The following is an 18,935-nucleotide window of genomic DNA, read 5'->3' on the forward strand; positions in this document are numbered from 1 at the left end:
GGCGTAGCGGCCCCGGTCACTAAACCCAATCGCGCGGCTTCAAATACTCCGCAAGTCTTGCCTCGGCGCTTTCCGGCGCCGGGGCATAGCCGTATTCGAAGCGCACCCGCGGCGGCAGGCTCATCAGGATCGATTCGGTACGCCCGCCCGACTGCAGCCCGAACAGCGTGCCGCGGTCATACACCAGGTTGAACTCTACGTAGCGTCCGCGGCGGTAAAGCTGGAACTCCGTCTCTCGTTCACCGTAGGGCGTGCCCTTGCGCCTCTCGACGATCGGCAGGAACGCATCCAGGAAGCCCTGCCCCACGTCGCGCGTGAAGTCCATGCAGCGATCAAAACCGCCCTCGTTCATGTCGTCATAGAACAGGCCACCCACGCCGCGCGTCTCACCCCGATGCTTCAGATAGAAGTAGTCATCGCACCACTTCTTGTAGCGGCTGTAGACATCGTCGCCATACGGCGCGCACAGGTCCTTCGCCACCGTGTGCCAGTGACGGACATCGTCGTCGAAAGGGTAATACGGCGTCAGGTCGAAGCCGCCGCCGAACCACCACACCGGCTCCGCACCTTCCCGCGAGGCTTCGAAGTAACGCACGTTGGCATGTGTGGTCGGGATATACGGGTTACGCGGGTGAATCACCAGCGACACGCCCGTGGCGATGAAGCTGCCGCCCACCAGGTCCGGCCGATGGGCCGTGGCGCTCGGCGGTAACGGCGAGCCGGCCACCCGGGAGAAGTTCACGCCAGCCTGCTCGAACACCGCGCCATCACGCAGTACCCGAGTACGACCACCGCCGCCGGCGGGCCGGACCCATGCATCTTCCACGAATCGCGCCTCGCCATCGGCCTGTTCCAGGGCGGCACATATACGATCCTGCAACCCGCGCAGGAACGACTCGGCGATATCGGCTTGCTCTGACATGGGCGCGTGCAGCCTCTCTAGGGATTGACGCAAGCTTACCAAGGGCGCCTGCGAGGCCCGCTGTGGCACACGGCCACGTCTCACTGACGATCAGGAAAGGCGTGCCACCACGCGTTGGTTACCGGTGAGACGGGCCCAGCGAAAGCCCATGTCGATCCACATAAGGTACCCGGCCTCCAGCGCCATGCGCCTTATATAACGGTAATCCCCAGGGAACGACGCCTCGGCCGCCACCGGCGTCGCATCGAACGCCAGCCGCTGCGCGAGGTAGAGGCAACGGGCAAGGTGATAGCGGCTGGTGACCAAGGCCACGGAAGGGAGACTCCCCTCGATCCGCAGCAGGTCGCGCGCGTGGCGCAGGTTCTCCAGGGAGTCGACCGATTCCTGTTCGAGTATCACCGGCACGTTGCCAGGCCACTCGCCTCCTTGCAGCCAACGAAGGCCAGCTTCGGCTTCGCTTACCGCGCCGCCATCGCTGCGCCCACCCAGTAGCAGGACCCTTTGGGTCAAGCCATCGCGCGCGTTGGTACGGGCGCGCTCCAGGCGGTTGACGAAATCCGCCTCAAGCTGGCCTCCCACCAGCTTTCGCCCGAACACCAGCAGCGTCTGCGCCGCCTTCGCATGAACAGGGCTGCGGGTCGCAACGCGCCACACGCGTACGAAGTGCGCCACGTACAGCAGCCCAAGGGTTCCGACCAGGGCGAGCAACGTGATACCGGCGGCCACGAGGATGTCGCCGTCGCCCAGGTAGCGCCACGGACCGCGGCGCATCGTTTTGGGTAACCCGTTCATGGCATGCGGATTCCTTAGGGCGGCCAGTCTTGCGGATCACGCGCGGGCACGCAATCGCCTGAACCGCGAGCATCCCGTTCACGAGACGCTACGGCACAAAAAGGATAGGCTCGCGGCATGCCTCATCCCATGCCCCCTCTAGCGGTCACCGCGTTTACGGCCACCTCGGCCCTCGGACGTGGTCGTGAAGCCCACGCCCGCGCCATCGCCGATTCCACCGGCGGCCTCGCACCCAATGATTTTTCGACGGCGCCACTGCCTTGCTGGATTGGCCGCGTCGCCGGCCTGGAAGACGAACCGCTTCCGCGCGAACACGCGCAATGGGAATGCCGGAACAATCGGCTAGCGTGGCTTGCGCTACGCCAGGATGCCTTCATCGAGGCGGTGCACGCCGCCCGTGAGCATTACGGCGCATCGCGAGTCGCGGTCCTGCTTGGCACCTCCACGGCAAGCATTGGTGCGACCGAAGAAGGTTATCGCCGCCTCGACCACGGTGCGTTTCCCGCCGACCTGCACCGCCCCGCCATCCATACGCCGCATTCGTTGGCCGGCTTCGTCGCCAGCCTGTTCGACCTCGAAGGCCCCTGTCTCACGGTGGCCACGGCCTGCTCGTCCAGCGCCAAGGTCTTCGCGAATGCCGAACGCATGATCCGCCTCGGCCTGGTCGACGCGGCGGTCGTCGGTGGCGTCGATACCTTGTGCGACAGCGTGCTGTTTGGCTTCAACTCACTGGAGCTGGTGTCTGAAGAGCCCTGCCGTCCGTTCGATGCCGGGCGCAACGGTATCTCGCTGGGCGAGGCCGGTGGCTTCGCGCTGATCGAGCGCGCCATCGAGGGTGGCACCACGCCGCTGTTCATCGGCTACGGCGAAGCCAGCGACGCCCACCACATGTCGACGCCGCATCCCGAAGGCCTGGGTGCGGAACTCGCCCTGCGCGATGCGCTGGCGCGGGCGGGGCTCGAAGCAGGGGATATTGACTACATCAACCTGCACGGCACGGCCAGCCAGAAGAACGACGAAGTCGAAGCGTCGCTGGTCGCTCGCAGCTTCCCGGCATCGACACGGGCGAGCTCGACCAAGGGTTTCACAGGCCACACACTCGGCGCCGCCGGCATCGTCGAAGCCGTCATGACGTTACTGGTGATGCGCGACGGTATCGTGCCGGCGAACCTTGGCGCGACCATGCCGGATCCGCTGTGCGGACCGCAAATGGCATGGCAGGTCGAAAAGGCCGATGTGCGCATCGCCCTGAGCAACTCGTTCGGCTTCGGCGGCAACAACGCCTGCCTCGCGTTCGCCCGCCGCGGAGCCGCCGCATGAGCGCCGCGCTGACCGTGTGGGTGAAGGGTATTGGCCTGTGGGCGCCGGGGACGCCGACGTGGCATGCCTTCTGCGAGGTCGCCACGGGCGCTACGTCGCCCGGCGAGTTCCAGCGGCCGGCGGCCGATGTGCTGCCAGCGAATGAGCGGCGCCGCGCTCCGGAGAGCGTGCTGCTCGCCGCAGCCGCGGCCGGCCAGGCAGTAACGATGAGTGGCCTCGACGCCGCCACCCTGCCGTGCGTGTTCGCCTCCGCGCACGGCGACCAGGTGATCACCGACTACATGTGCGAAACGCTTGCCACCGCACCAGCGGAACTCTCGCCCACGAAGTTCCACAACTCCGTGCATAACGCCCCCGCCGGGTACTGGACCATCGCCACGCACTGCCACGCCGCATCGAGTGCCGTGTCAGGCGGCGAGGAAACCTTCGGCGCGGGCTTGCTCGAAGCCGCGACGCAAGCCGTAGCCGACGACCGTGATGTGCTCCTCGCCAGCTACGACATCGCCGGCACGGGCCCGCTGGGTGGCATGACCAGCACCACCGGTCCGTTCGCCTCCGCACTGGTACTGTCGCCGCGGGCTGATGGTGCGGCGATCCGGCTGGATATCACCCCCGAGCCCGGCAACAGCGCGCACGAGGCGAGTGGGGACGCATGGATGGATGGCATCACGACGAGCAATCCCTCGTCGTTCGCCGTACCGCTGCTTCACGCACTCGCGGTGGCAAGGCCAGCTGCCTTACGCGTCGCGGCAGCACGTGGGCTCGATCTGCACATCGATCTGAACACCGCACCGTGAACACCCACGGCAACCGCTACTGCGTGCTGATCCCCTGCCTGAATGAGGCACAGGCGATCGCAGGCGTCATCAGTGGCGCGTTGTCGCTTGGCATGCCGGTCATCGTGGTGGATGACGGCTCGGACGACCGTACCCCGGAGATCGTCGCGGGGCTGGACGTCACGCTGTTGCGCCACACGATGCGGCGCGGCAAGGGCGAAGCATTACGCACCGGCTTTCGCGAGGCCATGCGCCTCGGCTTCGATGGCGTCATTACCATGGATGGCGACGGCCAGCACCTGGCTCAGGATATCCCGGCGATGCTCGAAGCCAGCCGCCAGCATCCGGGCGCGATCGTTATCGGCGCCCGGCTGCTGGCCAAGGAGCAGCAGCCACCGGGGCGCCGTCGTGCCAATGCCGTGGCTGACTGGGGCATATCGTGGGCATGCGGCCGCCCGATCGCCGATACGCAAAGCGGCCAACGCTTCTACCCGCGCGCCGCGCTCGACCTGGTCGATCTTCCTGCGGAGAACTTCGTCTTCGAGGCGGCGGTACTGATCACCGCCTGCCGCGAATGCGGAGTCGGTGTCGTCTCCGTACCGATCGCCTCGCGCTATGAGGGCGCGTTTCGGATCAGCCACTTCAGCCCGGTGCGCGATGTCACGCGCATTACCACTTACACGATTGGCCGCTTGATTCACTACGGCCATATCGTTGATAGCTATCGGCGCTCCCGCGCCACGCCGACGATCATTGGCGACACCGCGACAACTCACTAGAACGTAACAAGGGGTGGAAAGGATGGACCACAAGCCGCACGATGCCGTGATCCTCGGGGGAGGCCTGGCAGGGCTCTCACTGGCGATGCAGCTCAAGCGTGAATACCCGGATATGGATATCGTGGTACTCGAGAGGCATACGCGGCCGCTGCCTGAGGCGGCCTTCAAGGTCGGCGAATCCACCGTGGAGATCGCGGCGCATTACTTTGCCGATACGCTAGGCCTGCATGAACATCTCGAAACCGAGCAGATCCGCAAGTTCGGCTTTCGCTTCTTCTTCTCTGATGGCAAGGATGATCTGGCCGACGTCACCGAGTTGGGTGTGAGCGCCGTGCTCCCGACGCCAAGCTACCAGATCGATCGCGGCATCCTTGAAAATTTCATGGGTGATGAAGCGCTCCGTCGCGGCATAGATTTCCGCGAAGGCGTCACGGTCCGCGGGTTTGATATCGGCAGCGGCGACGAGCCCCACACGATTCGTTTCAAGGGTGCCGAAGGCGATACCGAACTCAAGGCACGCTGGCTCCTCGATGCGAGCGGCCGTGCCGGCCTCATGCGTCGTAAGCTCGACCTGACCCGCGACAACGGTCACCACGCGAACGCCGTCTGGTTTCGCATTAACGAGCGCCTGGCCATCGATGGGTGGTGCGATGACGCGGAATGGAAGGATCGCTGCCACCCGCCGGAACGTTGGCGCTCCACGAACCATCTGGTGGGCCCGGGTTACTGGGTCTGGCTGATCCCACTGGCGTCGGGCGCCCATTCGGTGGGCATCGTGGCGGACGCGAAAATCCAGCCACTGGAATCGATGAACACCTTCGACAAAGCGCTGGCGTGGCTTTGGGAGCACCAGCCCGTGCTGGCGAAGCAGGTTGACGCGCGCAAGGACAAGCTGCTGGATTTCGCCTTCTTCCGCAATTTCTCGTACGGTTGTTCGCGGATGTTCTCGCCCGACCGCTGGGCGTTGACCGGCGAAGCAGGCGCCTTCCTCGATCCGTTCTATTCGCCGGGCAGCGATTTCATCGCGATCACCAACACCTACATCACGCAACTGGTCGGCATCGACCGGCGTGGCGAGGCGCTGGCCTCGCGCGCACGGCTTTTCGAGCGCCTGTTCTTCTCGTTCTACGACAGCACGCTGCGCATGTATCGCGGCCAGTACAACCTGTTCGACGATCCGGAAGTGCTACCGATCAAGGTGATCTGGGATTACGCGTATTACTGGGGCGTGCTGTGCCAGATCGTGTTCCAGAACCGCCTTGGCGATGCGGAGTTTATCGCGCATATGGGACCAGAGCTCACGGGCAGCGCCGAGCTCAACATCGAAATGCAGGGCTTCTTCCAGCGCTGGCATGCGGTCTCGGGCAAACGCAATCACAAGCACATGATGGATCAGCGCGACCTGACCTGGTTCGCTGACATGAACCGCACGCTGCATGATGTGCTGGATGACGAATCGCTCGCAGCCCGGCTACGCAACAACGTGAGGATGATGCGCCTGCTTGCGGCAGGCTCCATCGAGCGCGCCATCGCCGATCATCCTGAGTTGATTGAAGGTTACGAACACCTTCTCGATATCGAAGGCACGCGCACGAAGTTGTTCGACCTCGTCGCCTGATCGACGCACCTCAGGCCGGGTGGATGACCGCCGCCCGGCCGCTGGCGATTTCGCGCCCCTCGTGTTCCACGCGGAAGGTGTACTGTGCGCCGGTATCGTCGGCGAGCAGGCATTCGGCGAAGACATCCAGGCGGCCTGCCAACGTGTCCACGCGTTCCACGGTCAACTTTACGCCGCGCAGGCTTACCAGCATGCCCGGCCGTGGTTGCGTCGCACCTGCCGCCTTGGCGCGCAAGGCACCGTGCACTGCGGTGGCCTGCGCGCCGTATTCCGCGAGATGGACAGCGTGCAGGCCGTTCGCGCTGCGCAACGGATGCGTGGGCGCGGTGTGCGTCGTGCTAACCGCGTGGATCGTGGCGTCATCGAAGGTGACCACGCCATCGAGCAGGCACATGTCGCCCGCGTGCGGCACAAGATAGGCGAAGTCCGCCTTGTCGAGCGTGGGTGCCGGGAGACTGTCAGGCATCGGCGTGTTGTACCGGCGGCGACGTGGCATTCGCGGTGGCACGGGAGCCATCCGCTTCCTGCCAGAAATCGTAAAAGTTGAACCAATTGAACGGGTAGAGACGGCAGTAATGCTCGATCCGAGCCGCAAAGTGCCCCACGATCTCGTCAAGGGATTCGGCGCGACGCGCACGCGGGATGTCGATGCCGTCAGAGAACATCTCGAAGACCAGACGGTAGCGATTGCCACCCAGGTAAATGCCAAAGCAGAGTGCCACCGGGATCTTCAGGGCCGAGGCCAACAGCCACGGGCCTACGGGGAACGAGGCGGGCGTGCCGAGGAATGGAACGACGCGCGCGGCTTCGTGCGGATTACCCCGGTCGGCGAGCAACGCGACCATGGCACCCTGCGCCGCGCTCTCTGACATGGCCAGCGCGACCGACGTACCGCCCAACGATGCGTCGATCACCGCGGCGCCGACCTCCGGCGCGAGCGCCTCGAGCAAGGCCGTGAGCGCGGGGGTCTTCTGTTTATCGAGCACGACGCGCAGCGTGACGTCCGGGCGGCGGTGGCCCACGGCGCGCAGGGCTTCGAAGCTGCCCTGGTGCGAACCGAGCAACAAGATGCCGTGCCCCTTGGCAAGGCATGCATCGAGTGCGTCGAGGCCTTCCACCTCGACATCAAAATCGCGCTCGCCCCGGGCGAGAAAGAACATCCGGTCAAGCAGCGTCGCGGAAAACATGTGGATGTGGTGGAACACATCCGCGTGGGTCACCTCGCGACCGAGCACCCGGGCAAGGTAGAGGCGCGAGGCCAGCCGCTCGGCGGGACGGCGCAGGAAAAAGTACAGGGCGATTGGCCACAACAACAGGCGCGCCACCCTTCGGCCAAGCCCGAGACCAATCGTGCGCAGGAGCCAGATGGCAAAGAAGCCCCCGCCTTCGCGTTGCTGCCAATGGCTCATGCGCTGCCCTCCAGCGTGCCACGCAGCAGGGTCGTATCGCCGCGGCGGACCAGCAACCGGTAACGGCACGCGCCCACATCGCTGAGTTCGAGCACCGCCTCTTCGTCGGGCAGGAGCGGCGCCACGAACTTGGCATCGATCACCTGGCGCACGGAGGCCCCACGCCAGGCATGCAAGGCCAGCGCTGCCTCTTCGAGGATCAGCACACCGGCCACGATGGGGCGCCCGGGGAAATGCCCGGCGAAGCTGGGGTGGCCAGCCGCGATGCGGAAGGCGTGCTGGTAAGGGGTCGCTGTGTCGGTCATGGTCATGCGCCGGGTTTGCGCAGAGCAAACCACGGCATGGATCAGCGTGACCTGAACGGCTGTCAGGCGGCCGCGCGGTGCTGTTCGATATGCTCGGACAGGGAACGCAGGCTCGTGAAGATGGTGCGATTGTCGGGGTTGTCCGACTTCAGCTGGAACCCATAACGCTTGGACACCGCGAGGGCGATCTCCAGCGCATCGATGGAATCCAGGCCCAGGTCGCCGCCGAACAGGGGCGCCTCCGGGTCGATATCGGCCGGTTTGACGCTTTCCAGGTTCAGGCTGGTGACGATCAGTTCGGCGAGTTCTTTCTGTGCTTCGGTCTGCGTTGCCATGGTTTTCTCAAGTCCCCGGATCATGCCTGCCTCCCCCCGGATGGCAGCGGCGGCGGAGTGTAACACAGGGCTTTTCAAGCACCTGCGAGCTTACATTCAGCCACGTGAAGACACGGCCACGAACCCGCATACGGTCGCAGGATATGATAGGTGCCAGCGTTTACATGGAAGCCTCGATGCGCCCAGCCAGTGACATGCGCGAGCGATCCCCGCTCGCTGCCCGCCCCTCTCCGATCGTCACCTATGGCGAACCGCCCGCAGGCACCTTGCCACCGGGTACCCTGGCGGTGTTCGGGTTCGGCACCTCGGCCGTGGCCATCGATGATCCGCGTTGGCTGAACGTGGCGCTCGAGCCGTTGGGCGCCGCCTCGGTCGAACGGTGGACGGTGGAGAGCGATGTCACCCACGGCCGCCTCGGCGACCTGCGCTGGTCGCGCGGCGGCGGTTGGCTGTACGCCGCGGTGGAATGTGATGAGGCCGACCACGGTGGCCCCGAGGGCGCCGCGGCGCATGCGTACCGCCTGCTCTCGGCCTTCGTGGCGGGTTCGCCCGAGCGTCACGTGCAGCGCATCTGGAACTACCTTGGCGCGATCAATGCCGGTGCCGGGGACGACGAACGTTACAAGCAGTTCTGCACCGGTCGCATTGCCGGCATGGGCGACGTGTTCGCGCAAGGCTTCCCGGCAGCGTCCGCGATCGGCCACCACGCCCACGAAGGGCTCTTGCAGGTGTATCTGCTGGCGACCGATCGCCCGGGTACCCGTGTCGAGAATCCCCGCCAGGTCAGCGCGTGGGAATACCCGCGCCAGTACGGGCGTACGCCACCCAGCTTCGCCCGGGCTACCTTCCTGCCCGCGGATGATGTGCTGGCCATTTCCGGAACGGCGGCCGTCGTGGGCCACGCGTCGGCGCACGCCGGAGATCTTCCCGCCCAGCTCGCGGAAACACGCCGCAACCTTGATGCGCTACTTGCCCATGGCGGTGCGCCGGAAGGCTTTGATGCACGGGCGCCCTTGAAGGCGTATGTACGGCACCCCGAGGACATGGCCGCGGTAAAGGCCTTTGCCGATGAGCACTGGCCCGAGGCTCCCCTGCTAATCGTCCACGGCGATATCTGCCGCGAAGAGCTGCTGGTCGAAATCGACGGCTGGCGCTACCGCTAAACCCTGAAGGTCCAGCGCGCTCCTACATTTTCTTGGTGGGGCGGTGCCAGCCGGGGATCGTGGTCTGGCGTGCGCGGGCGAGGGTGAGTTCGTTGGCCGGCGCGTCGCGCGTCACGACCGTGCCCGCACCAATCGTCGCGCCCGCACCCAGGGTGACCGGGGCGACGAGCGAACTGTTCGAGCCGACGAATACACCATCTTCAATCGTGGTGCGGCTCTTGTTCACGCCATCGTAGTTGCAGGTGATCGTGCCCGCACCGATGTTCACCTTGCTGCCGATCACGGTATCGCCCAGGTAGGAAAGGTGGTTGGCTTTCGAGCCCGCTGCGATCACCGCGTTTTTGGTTTCCACGAAATTGCCGATGTGCACGCCTTCCGCCAGGTCGGTGCCTGGGCGCAGGCGTGCGAAGGGACCGATCGTGCACGGGCCATGGGTGACCACGCCATCGAGATCGCAGTGGGCGAGCACTACGGTGCCTGCCGCCAGCGTGGCATTGCGCACACGGGTGAAGGGTCCGATGCGCACGTCGTTGCCGAGCTCGACATCGCCTTCGAAGATCACGTTCACGTCGATCTCGACATCGGTGCCTGTCCTGACCTTGCCACGCACATCGAGTCGCAGTGGATCCGCGATGCGCACGCCCGCGACGGCCAGCTGCCGGGCCATGCGCTCGCGGTACATCGCTTCGAGCCCGGCCAGCTGCCAGGGATCATTAGCACCCGAGGCATCGACCGGATCGCAATCGATACAGGCCGCCGGCGCACCTTCCGCCGCGGCCATCTCGAAAATGTCGGTGAGGTAGTACTCGCCCTGTGTGTTGCTGTTGCCTAGTTGCTGCGTCCAGCCGAGCAGGCGCGCCGCATCACCCGTGACAATGCCGGTGTTCACGAGGTCGATCGCACGCTGTGCCGCACTCGCGTCCTTCTCCTCGACGATATGGCGTACCCGGCCTTCGGCATCCAGCACCACGCGGCCGTAGCCTGCGGGGTTCGGCAAGCGGGTGGCTAGCATGCCCAGGCTGGCCTGGCCGGAGACAAGCGCCGCGAGCACCTCGCTGCGAATGAGCGGTACGTCGCCGTAGAGCACGAGTACGCGCCCTTCGAGCTTTCCATCCGCCTGCAGCGCTTCGAGCGCCGTGCGCACCGCATGGCCCGTACCGAGCCGCTCGCGCTGCTCAATCCAGCCCAGCGCCGTATCCGCGGCGAAGGCATGCCGTACCTGTTCCCCGTTATGCCCATAGACCACGTGAACACCGACCGGATCCAGCGCCCGGGCCGCCTCGATGACATGTGCCAGGAGCGGTCGGCCTGCGAGGGGCATCAGCACCTTGGCCGAGGCGGATTTCATGCGCTTGCCCTCGCCGGCGGCGAGGATCAGGACGTGCAGCGGATGGGTCATGGGCGTGCCTGCCAGTTCGTCAGGGCCGCACTTTCGCGCGTTTCGGGGCGCCGTGCCAAGTCCAACCTCCGCACTAATCCGGCCGGTGTTCAGTCCTTGTCATCGTCGGGACGCGCCGTCAGGTGTTCCAGGTTCGGCTTGTAGGCCTCCACGAACGCGTTGTGCAGGATCCCCACGATGGCCTGGACGGTCGACACATTCTTGCTATCGATGGTGCCGGAGATAGGCACGCGCGTGGCGAACTGGTCTTTCGACTGGTTCTTGAAGACCTTGGTGACGCCCTCGGCCACGGCTTCATACGCCAGCTTCAGCGGGTTCTTCTTCTCCTGCACCACATCCTGCTTCCAGCTGAAGATCTTCAGGCCGCGGAACAGCGGCTTGGCGTAGCCATCGAGCTTGCGGTCCTTCGCCTGCAGCTCCATGACGAAGTCGCCCTCGCCGGCCGCGAAGTCGAGTCCCGAGTAAGCGCGGACGAGGTCGTTCGCGCGGATGAGCTTGATGTTGTTGACCGTGAGTTCGTAGCGGAAATCACCTGCTTCCTCGAGTGGATCGAACTCGGCTTTGGCCTGGAGCGGTGCATCGCCCAGGATGTGCGCGGTGACATCCATGTGGGCGACGCGGGAGCCGCCCTCCCGCTGCACGTTGGTGAGGTTGGTGACCGTGCCGTTCACGTCGGTCATCTTCAGGTCCACCTTGGGGCTGGACACGAAGTTGTGGAAGGTCACCGTACCGTGGATCACGCGTAACTCATCGATGCGGGTCGGTACGATGGCGCGTAACTGCGCCCGCCAGTCCACGCCCTTGCCGGTCTGGGTATCGCCCTCGCCGCGACCGTCTACGAAGTTGAGCGTCGGCTCGAAGAATTCGACCTTGCCACGCAGGTGGCCGCGGGTGAGTGCGGGCCAGCTGAGCGAAATGTCGGTTCGCTCAGCGTCGAACAGCGGCACCGGCACCTTGCCCTCGGTCTTGGCGATACGCAGGCGGTCGAGCGAATACGCGCCACGCCACAGATGGATATCGATGTCTTCGATGTGGCCGGCGTAGGCGCCCATGTGGGCAAGACGCGCATTGAGCTGGTTGAGGACGATGAAAGGCAGCGCTACGCGCGCCGCGATCAGGACGATCGCGAGGGCAAGCAGGATCCACAGGCTGCGGCGATAACGAACATGCATAACCGGCAGTGTGTGATGACGGAGGTCGTCACGGGATGAAGACGGGCCACGAACGGCCCACAAAAAACCCCGCCGAAGCGGGGTTTTTCTGAGGACAGGGCAGGACGCTTAGTGCTTCAGCGTCTTGCGCATGCGCTCCAGCGCCTGGAGCTGGGCAAGGGCTTCGGCCAGCTTGGCCTGGGCCTCGGCCACATCGAGCTGCTCACCGCGGTTGGCCAGCGCGGCCTCCGCTTCTTCCTTCGCCTTCAGGGCCGCGGCCTCGTCGAGATCGGCCGCGCGGGCGGCTGTATCGGCGAGGATCGTGACGACCTGCGGCTGCACCTCGAGGATGCCGCCAGAAACGTAGAACTGCTGGCGGTCGCCGTTGGCGCCGACCACGTCGACGTGGCCCGGCTTCAGGCGGGTGATGAGCGGCGCGTGGCGCGGCGCGATGCCCAGCTCGCCAAGCTCACCGGTAGCGACCACGAGCGTGGCTTCACCGGAGAAGATCTCGGCTTCGGCACTGACGATGTCGACGCGGATGGTGTGGGTCATGGGCTTCTATTCCGTGCGTGGGGGAAGGGGCGATGAAGGCGCTTACGCGGCCTTCTTCGCACCCATGTCCTCGCCCTTCTTGATGGCTTCGTCGATGCCGCCGACCATGTAGAACGCCTGCTCCGGCAGGTGGTCGAGGTCGCCGTCGAGGATCATCTTGAAGCCGCGGATGGTTTCCTTCAGCGCGACATACTTACCGGGCGAGCCGGTGAACACTTCAGCCACGTGGAACGGCTGCGAGAAGAAGCGCTCGATCTTACGGGCGCGCGAGACGGCGGCCTTGTCTTCCGGCGAGAGCTCGTCCATGCCCAGGATGGCGATGATGTCCTTCAGCTCCTTGTAGCGCTGCAGGGTGCCCTGCACGCGACGGGCGATGTCGTAATGCTCCTGGCCGATCACCGAGGCGTCGAGCTGGCGGCTGCTGGAAGCCAGCGGATCGACGGCCGGGTAGATACCCAGCGAGGCGATATCACGGCTCAGGGTCACCGTGGCATCAAGATGCGCGAAGGTGGTGGCCGGCGACGGATCGGTAAGGTCATCCGCGGGGACGTAGACGGCCTGGATCGAGGTGATCGAGCCGGTCTTGGTCGAGGTGATGCGCTCCTGCAGGACGCCCATCTCTTCGGCCAGGGTCGGCTGGTAACCCACCGCTGACGGCATACGGCCGAGCAGCGCGGACACTTCGGTACCGGCCAGCGTGTAACGGTAGATGTTGTCGACGAAGAGCAGGACGTCCTTACCCTTGCCCGACTCATCCTTTTCGTCACGGAAGTACTCAGCCATGGTCAGGCCGGTCAGCGCGACGCGCAGGCGGTTGCCCGGCGGCTCGTTCATCTGGCCGTAGACCATCGCGACCTTATCAAGGACGTTGGAGTCCTTCATCTCGTGATAGAAGTCGTTACCTTCGCGAGTACGCTCACCCACGCCGGCGAACACGGACAGACCCGAGTGCGCCTTGGCGATGTTGTTGATGAGCTCCATCATGTTCACGGTCTTGCCGACGCCGGCGCCGCCGAACAGGCCGACCTTGCCGCCCTTGGCGAATGGGCACATCAGGTCGATGACCTTGATGCCGGTTTCCAGCAGTTCGTTCGCGGCAGCCTGCTCGTCGTACGACGGAGCTTCGCGGTGGATGACCCACTGCTCCTTCTCGCCGATCGGGCCGGCTTCGTCGATCGGATTGCCGAGCACGTCCATGATGCGGCCGAGCGTCGCGGTGCCGACCGGCACCTTGATGCCTTCGCCGGTGTTGCGGGCGATCAGGTTGCGGCGCAGGCCGTCGGTGGAACCGAGCGCGATAGTGCGCACGATGCCATCACCGAGCTGCTGCTGCACTTCGAGAGTGATCTCGGTGCCATCGATCTTCAGTGCGTCGTAAACCTGCGGCACCTGGTCGCGCGGGAACTCGACGTCGACGACGGCGCCGATGATCTGGACAACTTTACCCTGGCTCATGGAATGCTCCGGATGAATCTTTCTAAGGTTCTGTTCGGGCGCCGCGTCGTGCGTCGCCATCGCGTGTACTGTTCGGTTAAACCGCGGCGGCGCCGCCGACGATTTCCGAGATTTCCTGGGTGATCGCGGCCTGACGTGCCTTGTTGTAGATGAGCGTCAGTTCGCCGATGACCTTGTTTGCGTTATCCGACGCGGCCTTCATGGCGACCATGCGCGCAGCGTGTTCGCTGGCGAGGTTCTCCAGTGCGGCCTGGTACACCACGGACTCGATGTAGCGCGTCATCAGGTGCTCGAGCACCGTGCGCGCATCGGGTTCGTAGATGTAATCCCAGTCGTGGGTCTGCTCGACCTTCACGCCCTGCGCGGCATCGCCTTCCGCACTCTCGAGTTCCTTGGCGACCAGCGTGACCGGCAGCAAGGCTTCGATCGTCGGCTTCTGCACGATCGTGTTCACGAAGTCGTTGTAGACCAGGAAAACGCGATCGAGCTTGTTGTCGCCGTAGGCATCGAGCACGACCTTGATCACGCCGATCAGGTCTTCGAGCTTCGGCTTTTCACCGAGGTGCGTGGCCGAGCCGATCAGGTTCACGCCCTTGATGCGGCGGAAGAACTGCACGGCCTTCTGGCCGACCGCCACCACATCGATCTCAGCGCCCTTGCCCTGCCATTCGCGGATCGAGGTCAGCGTGCGGCGGAACAGGTTCGAGTTCAGGCCGCCGGCCAGACCGCGATCGGTCGAAACGACGATGAAGCCGACGCGCGCGACGTTCTCGCGCTCGGTGAGGAACGGATGGGTGAAGTCCGTGCTGGCCTGGGCGACGTGGGCAATAACCTTGCGCATCAGGCGCGCATAAGGACGCGAGGCCTTCATCAGGTCCTGCGCCTTGCGGATCTTCGACGCCGAGACCATTTCGAGCGCACGCGTCACCTTGCGCATGTTCTGCGTGCTCTTGATCTTGGTTTTGATTTCGCGGCCGCTAGCCATGGCTTACTCGTCTTTAAGGGGTGACGCAGCGGGGCGGCGGAGCCGCCCCGCGTGGGTACGGCTTACCAGCTACCGGTCTTCTTGAACTCGTCGGCGCCCGACTTGAAGGTCGCCTCGATGTCCTTGTCCCAGTCGCCCGTGGCGTCGATCTTCTTCATCAGATCGCCCTGGTTCTGGCGGAAGAAGGCATGCAGGCCCTTCTCGAATGCCAGCACCTTGTTGACCGGCAGGTCGTCGAGGTAGCCCTTCTCGGCAGCGAACACCGAAAGGCCAAGCTCGCCCAGCGACAGCGGCGAGTACTGCGCCTGCTTCATCAGTTCGGTGACGCGCTGGCCACGATCGAGCTGCGCGCGGGTGGCGGCATCCAGATCCGAAGCGAACTGCGCGAACGCGGCAAGCTCACGGTACTGCGCGAGCGCGAGCTTCACGCCACCGGAGAGCTTCTTGATGATCTTGGTCTGGGCAGCACCACCGACGCGCGACACCGAGATACCGGCGTTGACGGGCGGACGGATACCGGCGTTGAACAGATCGGTTTCCAGGAAGATCTGGCCATCGGTGATGGAGATGACGTTGGTCGGCACGAAGGCCGAGACGTCACCCGCCTGGGTTTCGATGATCGGCAGCGCGGTGAGCGAACCGGTCTTGCCCTTCACTTCGCCGTTGGTCATCTTCTCGACGTACTCGGCGCTGACGCGCGAAGCGCGTTCGAGCAGGCGGGAGTGGAGATAGAACACGTCGCCCGGGTAGGCTTCACGGCCCGGCGGGCGCTTCAGCAGCAGCGAGATCTGGCGGTAGGCCACGGCCTGCTTGGACAGATCGTCGTACACGATGAGCGCGTCTTCGCCGCGATCGCGGAAGTACTCACCCATGGCGCAGCCGGAGTACGGCGCGACGTACTGCAGGGCAGCCGCTTCGGAAGCCGAAGCCACGACGACGATGGTGTTGGCCAGCGCGCCGTTTTCTTCGAGCTTGCGCACCACGTTGGCGATGGAGCTGCGCTTCTGGCCGATGGCCACGTAGATGCACTTAATGCCCGAGTGCTTCTGGTTGATGATGGCGTCGATCGCGACGGCGGTCTTGCCCGTCTGGCGGTCGCCGATGATCAGCTCACGCTGGCCACGGCCGATCGGGATCATCGAGTCGATGGACTTGTAGCCCGTCTGCATCGGCTGATCGACCGACTGGCGCCAGATGACGCCCGGGGCGACCTTTTCGACCGGGCTGCTGCCGGCGGCATCGATCGGGCCCTTGCCGTCGATCGGGTTGCCGAGCGCATCGACGACGCGGCCGAGCAGGCCCGGGCCGACCGGTACTTCGAGGATGCGGCCGGTGGTCTTGGCCGAATCGCCTTCGCGCAGGTGCTGGTATTCACCGAGCACCACGGCGCCGACCGAGTCGCGCTCGAGGTTCAGCGCGAGCGCGTAGGTATCGTTCGGCAGTTCGATCATTTCGCCCTGCATCACATCGGCCAGGCCGTGGATGCGCACGATGCCGTCGGACACGCTGATGATCGTGCCTTCGTTGCGTGCCTCGGCACCGAGCTTGAACTGCTCGATGCGGGACTTGATCAGCTCGCTGATCTCGGACGGATTCAGAGTGGTGCTGGACATGGTCGGTTCCTTGGGTTGCGCCGCTCTCACGGCACCCGGTGGTATGAGAAGCTCGTATTCAGTGCGTCAGCGCGCTGGCCAGCCGTCGCAGGCGGCCTCGCGCCGAACCGTCGATGACCTGCTCGCCGGTGTCGATGACGACACCACCAAGCAACGCCGGATCGACGTGCGTATCCAGTTCGATCTCGCGCTTGAAGCGGCGCTTCAGCGAGGCACGCAGTGCCTCGGCCTGGGCGTTATCGAGATCCAGTGCGCTGGTGACCTTGACCTTCAGGGTCGACTCCGACTCCAGCTTGTACTGGTCGTAGAGCGCAGCGATTTCCGGCAGCAAGGGCATGCGGTTGTTTTCCGCCAGCTCCTCGAGGAAGCGGGCGAACGGCGCGTCGACAGCCATGCCTTGCGGAAGGTGGATCGCGACGAGCTGTGTTGGCAGCACGCGCGGATCGTTGCCGAGGCCAGCAACCTGGGGGTTGGCAGCCACGGCGGCGGAGAAATTCAGCGCTGCCGACCAGTCGGCGAGGGCACCGGATGCGTGCGCTACCTCAAAGGCAGCGCGCGCATACGGACGGGCGAGGGTGAGCGCCTGGGCCATGGTCAGATCTCGGCAGCGAGCTGGTCGAGCAGCGCCTTGTGGGCCGCCGGATCGATTTCACGCTGGACGATCTTTTCCGCACCCTTGATGGCGAGCGAACCCACCTGCTCACGCAGCTGCTCACGGGCACGCTGGGCCATCGTGGCGATCTCGTCCTGGGCCTGGGCCTTCAGACGGTTGATCTCATTGGTGGCTTCCACGCGGGCTTTCTCGATGATGGCGTTGGCCTGGGCCTGCGCCTTGTCGATGATATCCGTGGACTGCACGCGGGCCTGCTTGATCTCGAGCGCGACCTTGGCGTCGGCATCCTTGAGTTCAGCGCGGGCACGCTCAGCGGCGGCGAGCCCCTCGGCCACCTTCTTTTGACGCTCTTCAATGGCACCGTTGAGCTGGGGCCAGATGAACTTGGTGGTGAACCAGACCAGGATCCCGAACGAGATCATCTGGCCCAGGAAGGTCATGTTGATTTCCATGATCTCTCCGAAGTACTCCGAACGCTTGTGTACTGACGGCCGCCGCGGCGATTAAGCCGCGGCGACAAGACGAACCAACGGCTTGATTAGCCGCCGACCGCAGCGCGGACGACGCCGACCAGCGGGTTCGAGAAGGCGAACAGCAGCGCCACGGCGAGGCCGATGATGAATGCCGCATCGATCAGGCCGGCGAGCAGGAACATACGACCCTGCAGCAGCGGGACCAGTTCCGGCTGGCGGGCAGCCGACTCGAGGAACTTCGAGCCCATGATGGCGATGCCGAGGCAAGCGCCCAGGGCGCCGAGGCCGATGATGACGCCGATGGCGATGGCGGTCATGCCCTGCACGTGGGCGAGAAGCGAGGCGAGTTCCATGGTGATCTCCTGGATAAACGAATGACGAAAGGGTGGAAAAAAGACGAACTAAAAAAGTGGTACGTCGGTGCGGTGAGTTAGTGGTGTTCCCGCGCCGTGGCGATGTAGACGATCGTCAGCATCATGAAGATGAACGCCTGGAGGGCGATGATCAGGATGTGGAAGATCGCCCAGGCCGTGTTGAACAACACGCCAGGCACGAAGCTGATCCAGCTCACCATCAGACCGGCAATCAGCATGAACACCAGTTCGCCGCCGTACATGTTGCCGAACAGTCGCATGGCGAGCGACACGGGCTTCGACAGGGTTTCGACGACGTTGAGAAGCAGGTTCGGGATGACCAGGATGGTCTTGACCACCGGGTTCTCCGCATGGAAAGGCGCGGTCAGCAGTTCCTTGCCGAAACCGAAGCCGCCCTTGGCCTTGATGCCGTGGCCGATGACGATGAACAGCACGGCGACGGACAGGCCGACGGTGGTGTTGATGTCGGCGGTGGGCACCATGCGGAAGTAAGTATGGTGGGCCGTTTCGGCACCCGCGAACGTATGCACCAGCCAGCCAGCCAGGTCGACCGGCAGCAGGTCCATCGCGTTCATGAGAAACACCCACATGAAGATCGACAGCGCCAGCGGCGTGACCGTGCGGCGGTCGCCGTGGAAGGTGTCCTTCACCTGCGTATCGACGAACTCGATGGCCAGCTCGACCAGGGCCTGGCCCTTGGACGGCACGCCCGAGGTCGCCTTGCGGGCGAACAGCCAGAACCACAGGCAGAACGCGACGCCCAGGGCAAAGGAGACGACGATCGAGTCGGCACGGAGGTTCCAGAACCAGAAATGATCGGCGCTGAAATTCACCGTCATGTGGTTCAGGTGATGCTGGATGTATTCGGTTAGACCGCCCTGCGGTTCGCTAGCCATGC

The 18,935-nt window shown here is 64.7% G+C and carries 21 protein-coding genes; 5 read left to right on the plus strand and 16 right to left on the minus strand.

Going from position 1 to position 18,935, the window contains the following annotated elements; all coding sequences use genetic code 11:
• Positions 1-19: 19 nt before the first annotated feature.
• Together hemF and VGN46_RS07930 are read right to left on the minus strand one after the other, a co-directional pair.
• Complete coding sequence (gene hemF, locus VGN46_RS07925) at positions 20-922, minus strand: oxygen-dependent coproporphyrinogen oxidase (protein ID WP_331642456.1); 903 nt, start codon at positions 920-922, stop codon at positions 20-22.
• A 90-nt stretch (positions 923-1,012) separates the two neighbouring features.
• Complete coding sequence (locus VGN46_RS07930; protein WP_331642458.1) at positions 1,013-1,714, minus strand: YdcF family protein; 702 nt, start codon at positions 1,712-1,714, stop codon at positions 1,013-1,015.
• A 117-nt stretch (positions 1,715-1,831) separates the two neighbouring features.
• On the opposite strand from VGN46_RS07930, the gene VGN46_RS07935 reads away from it, so the two are divergent.
• Genes VGN46_RS07935 through VGN46_RS07950 form a run of 4 tightly spaced genes read left to right on the plus strand, consistent with a single transcriptional unit; the run spans position 1,832 to position 6,207 of the window.
• Positions 1,832-3,034 carry a beta-ketoacyl-[acyl-carrier-protein] synthase family protein gene (locus VGN46_RS07935; RefSeq protein WP_331642460.1) on the plus strand — a complete coding sequence of 401 codons (1,203 nt, stop codon included), beginning with the start codon at positions 1,832-1,834 and terminating at the stop codon, positions 3,032-3,034.
• Positions 3,031-3,831 (plus strand): beta-ketoacyl synthase chain length factor, encoded by an 801-nt coding sequence (locus VGN46_RS07940; RefSeq protein ID WP_331642462.1) that lies wholly within the window; start codon positions 3,031-3,033, stop codon positions 3,829-3,831. Before VGN46_RS07935 ends, VGN46_RS07940 begins: the two co-directional genes overlap by 4 nt.
• Positions 3,828-4,589 carry a glycosyltransferase family 2 protein gene (locus tag VGN46_RS07945; protein ID WP_331642464.1) on the plus strand — a complete coding sequence of 254 codons (762 nt, stop codon included), beginning with the start codon at positions 3,828-3,830 and terminating at the stop codon, positions 4,587-4,589. Before VGN46_RS07940 ends, VGN46_RS07945 begins: the two co-directional genes overlap by 4 nt.
• A 22-nt stretch (positions 4,590-4,611) precedes the next feature.
• Entirely contained in the window at positions 4,612-6,207 is a 1,596-nt protein-coding gene (locus tag VGN46_RS07950) for an NAD(P)/FAD-dependent oxidoreductase (protein WP_331642466.1), read from the plus strand.
• 10 nt (positions 6,208-6,217) lie between these two features.
• Here VGN46_RS07950 and VGN46_RS07955 read toward each other — a convergent pair whose 3' ends face one another.
• The 4 genes from VGN46_RS07955 to VGN46_RS07970 all read right to left on the minus strand — a co-directional run bounded on the left by VGN46_RS07955 (position 6,218) and on the right by VGN46_RS07970 (position 8,256).
• Positions 6,218-6,673 (minus strand): phosphotransferase, encoded by a 456-nt coding sequence (locus VGN46_RS07955; RefSeq protein ID WP_331642468.1) that lies wholly within the window; start codon positions 6,671-6,673, stop codon positions 6,218-6,220.
• A complete protein-coding gene (locus VGN46_RS07960; RefSeq protein WP_331642470.1) occupies positions 6,666-7,616 on the minus strand; it encodes an acyltransferase in 951 nt (316 codons plus the stop codon). The genes VGN46_RS07955 and VGN46_RS07960 overlap by 8 nt, the downstream gene beginning before the upstream one ends.
• Positions 7,613-7,921, minus strand: a complete 309-nt coding sequence (locus VGN46_RS07965) for a hydroxymyristoyl-ACP dehydratase (protein ID WP_331642472.1) — start codon at positions 7,919-7,921, stop codon at positions 7,613-7,615. Before VGN46_RS07965 ends, VGN46_RS07960 begins: the two co-directional genes overlap by 4 nt.
• A gap of 62 nt (positions 7,922-7,983) precedes the next feature.
• On the minus strand, positions 7,984-8,256 hold the full coding sequence (locus VGN46_RS07970; protein ID WP_331642566.1) for a phosphopantetheine-binding protein: 273 nt from the start codon (positions 8,254-8,256) through the stop codon (positions 7,984-7,986).
• A 176-nt stretch (positions 8,257-8,432) separates the two neighbouring features.
• On the opposite strand from VGN46_RS07970, the gene VGN46_RS07975 reads away from it, so the two are divergent.
• Positions 8,433-9,419, plus strand: a complete 987-nt coding sequence (locus VGN46_RS07975; protein WP_331642474.1) for a pteridine-dependent deoxygenase — start codon at positions 8,433-8,435, stop codon at positions 9,417-9,419.
• Between the two features lie 22 nt (positions 9,420-9,441).
• On the opposite strand, the gene glmU is transcribed toward VGN46_RS07975, so the two are convergent.
• The 10 genes from glmU to atpB all read right to left on the minus strand — a co-directional run bounded on the left by glmU (position 9,442) and on the right by atpB (position 18,933).
• The gene (gene glmU / locus VGN46_RS07980) at positions 9,442-10,818 is read right to left on the minus strand and encodes a bifunctional UDP-N-acetylglucosamine diphosphorylase/glucosamine-1-phosphate N-acetyltransferase GlmU (protein ID WP_331642476.1); all 1,377 of its coding nucleotides are present in this window, start codon (positions 10,816-10,818) and stop codon (positions 9,442-9,444) included.
• 89 nt (positions 10,819-10,907) lie between these two features.
• Complete coding sequence (locus VGN46_RS07985) at positions 10,908-11,990, minus strand: DUF748 domain-containing protein (protein WP_331642477.1); 1,083 nt, start codon at positions 11,988-11,990, stop codon at positions 10,908-10,910.
• Between the two features lie 108 nt (positions 11,991-12,098).
• Positions 12,099-12,524 (minus strand): F0F1 ATP synthase subunit epsilon, encoded by a 426-nt coding sequence (locus VGN46_RS07990; RefSeq protein ID WP_331642479.1) that lies wholly within the window; start codon positions 12,522-12,524, stop codon positions 12,099-12,101.
• A gap of 42 nt (positions 12,525-12,566) precedes the next feature.
• Positions 12,567-13,979 (minus strand): F0F1 ATP synthase subunit beta, encoded by a 1,413-nt coding sequence (gene atpD, locus VGN46_RS07995; protein WP_331642481.1) that lies wholly within the window; start codon positions 13,977-13,979, stop codon positions 12,567-12,569.
• A 76-nt stretch (positions 13,980-14,055) separates the two neighbouring features.
• A complete protein-coding gene (gene atpG / locus VGN46_RS08000) occupies positions 14,056-14,964 on the minus strand; it encodes a F0F1 ATP synthase subunit gamma (protein ID WP_331642483.1) in 909 nt (302 codons plus the stop codon).
• Between the two features lie 62 nt (positions 14,965-15,026).
• Entirely contained in the window at positions 15,027-16,577 is a 1,551-nt protein-coding gene (gene atpA / locus VGN46_RS08005; protein ID WP_331642485.1) for a F0F1 ATP synthase subunit alpha, read from the minus strand.
• Between the two features lie 58 nt (positions 16,578-16,635).
• Positions 16,636-17,169: a F0F1 ATP synthase subunit delta gene (locus VGN46_RS08010; RefSeq protein WP_331642487.1), complete on the minus strand. Its 534-nt coding sequence runs from the start codon at positions 17,167-17,169 to the stop codon at positions 16,636-16,638.
• 2 nt (positions 17,170-17,171) lie between these two features.
• Positions 17,172-17,642, minus strand: a complete 471-nt coding sequence (locus VGN46_RS08015; RefSeq protein WP_331642489.1) for a F0F1 ATP synthase subunit B — start codon at positions 17,640-17,642, stop codon at positions 17,172-17,174.
• Positions 17,643-17,728: 86 nt separating this feature from the next.
• Positions 17,729-18,016: a F0F1 ATP synthase subunit C gene (atpE, locus tag VGN46_RS08020; RefSeq protein WP_139978979.1), complete on the minus strand. Its 288-nt coding sequence runs from the start codon at positions 18,014-18,016 to the stop codon at positions 17,729-17,731.
• Between the two features lie 77 nt (positions 18,017-18,093).
• Positions 18,094-18,933 carry a F0F1 ATP synthase subunit A gene (atpB, locus tag VGN46_RS08025; RefSeq protein ID WP_331642494.1) on the minus strand — a complete coding sequence of 280 codons (840 nt, stop codon included), beginning with the start codon at positions 18,931-18,933 and terminating at the stop codon, positions 18,094-18,096.
• Positions 18,934-18,935: the final 2 nt, after the last annotated feature.

This window comes from Luteibacter sp., assembly GCF_036500425.1.
Lineage (GTDB): Bacteria > Pseudomonadota > Gammaproteobacteria > Xanthomonadales > Rhodanobacteraceae > Luteibacter.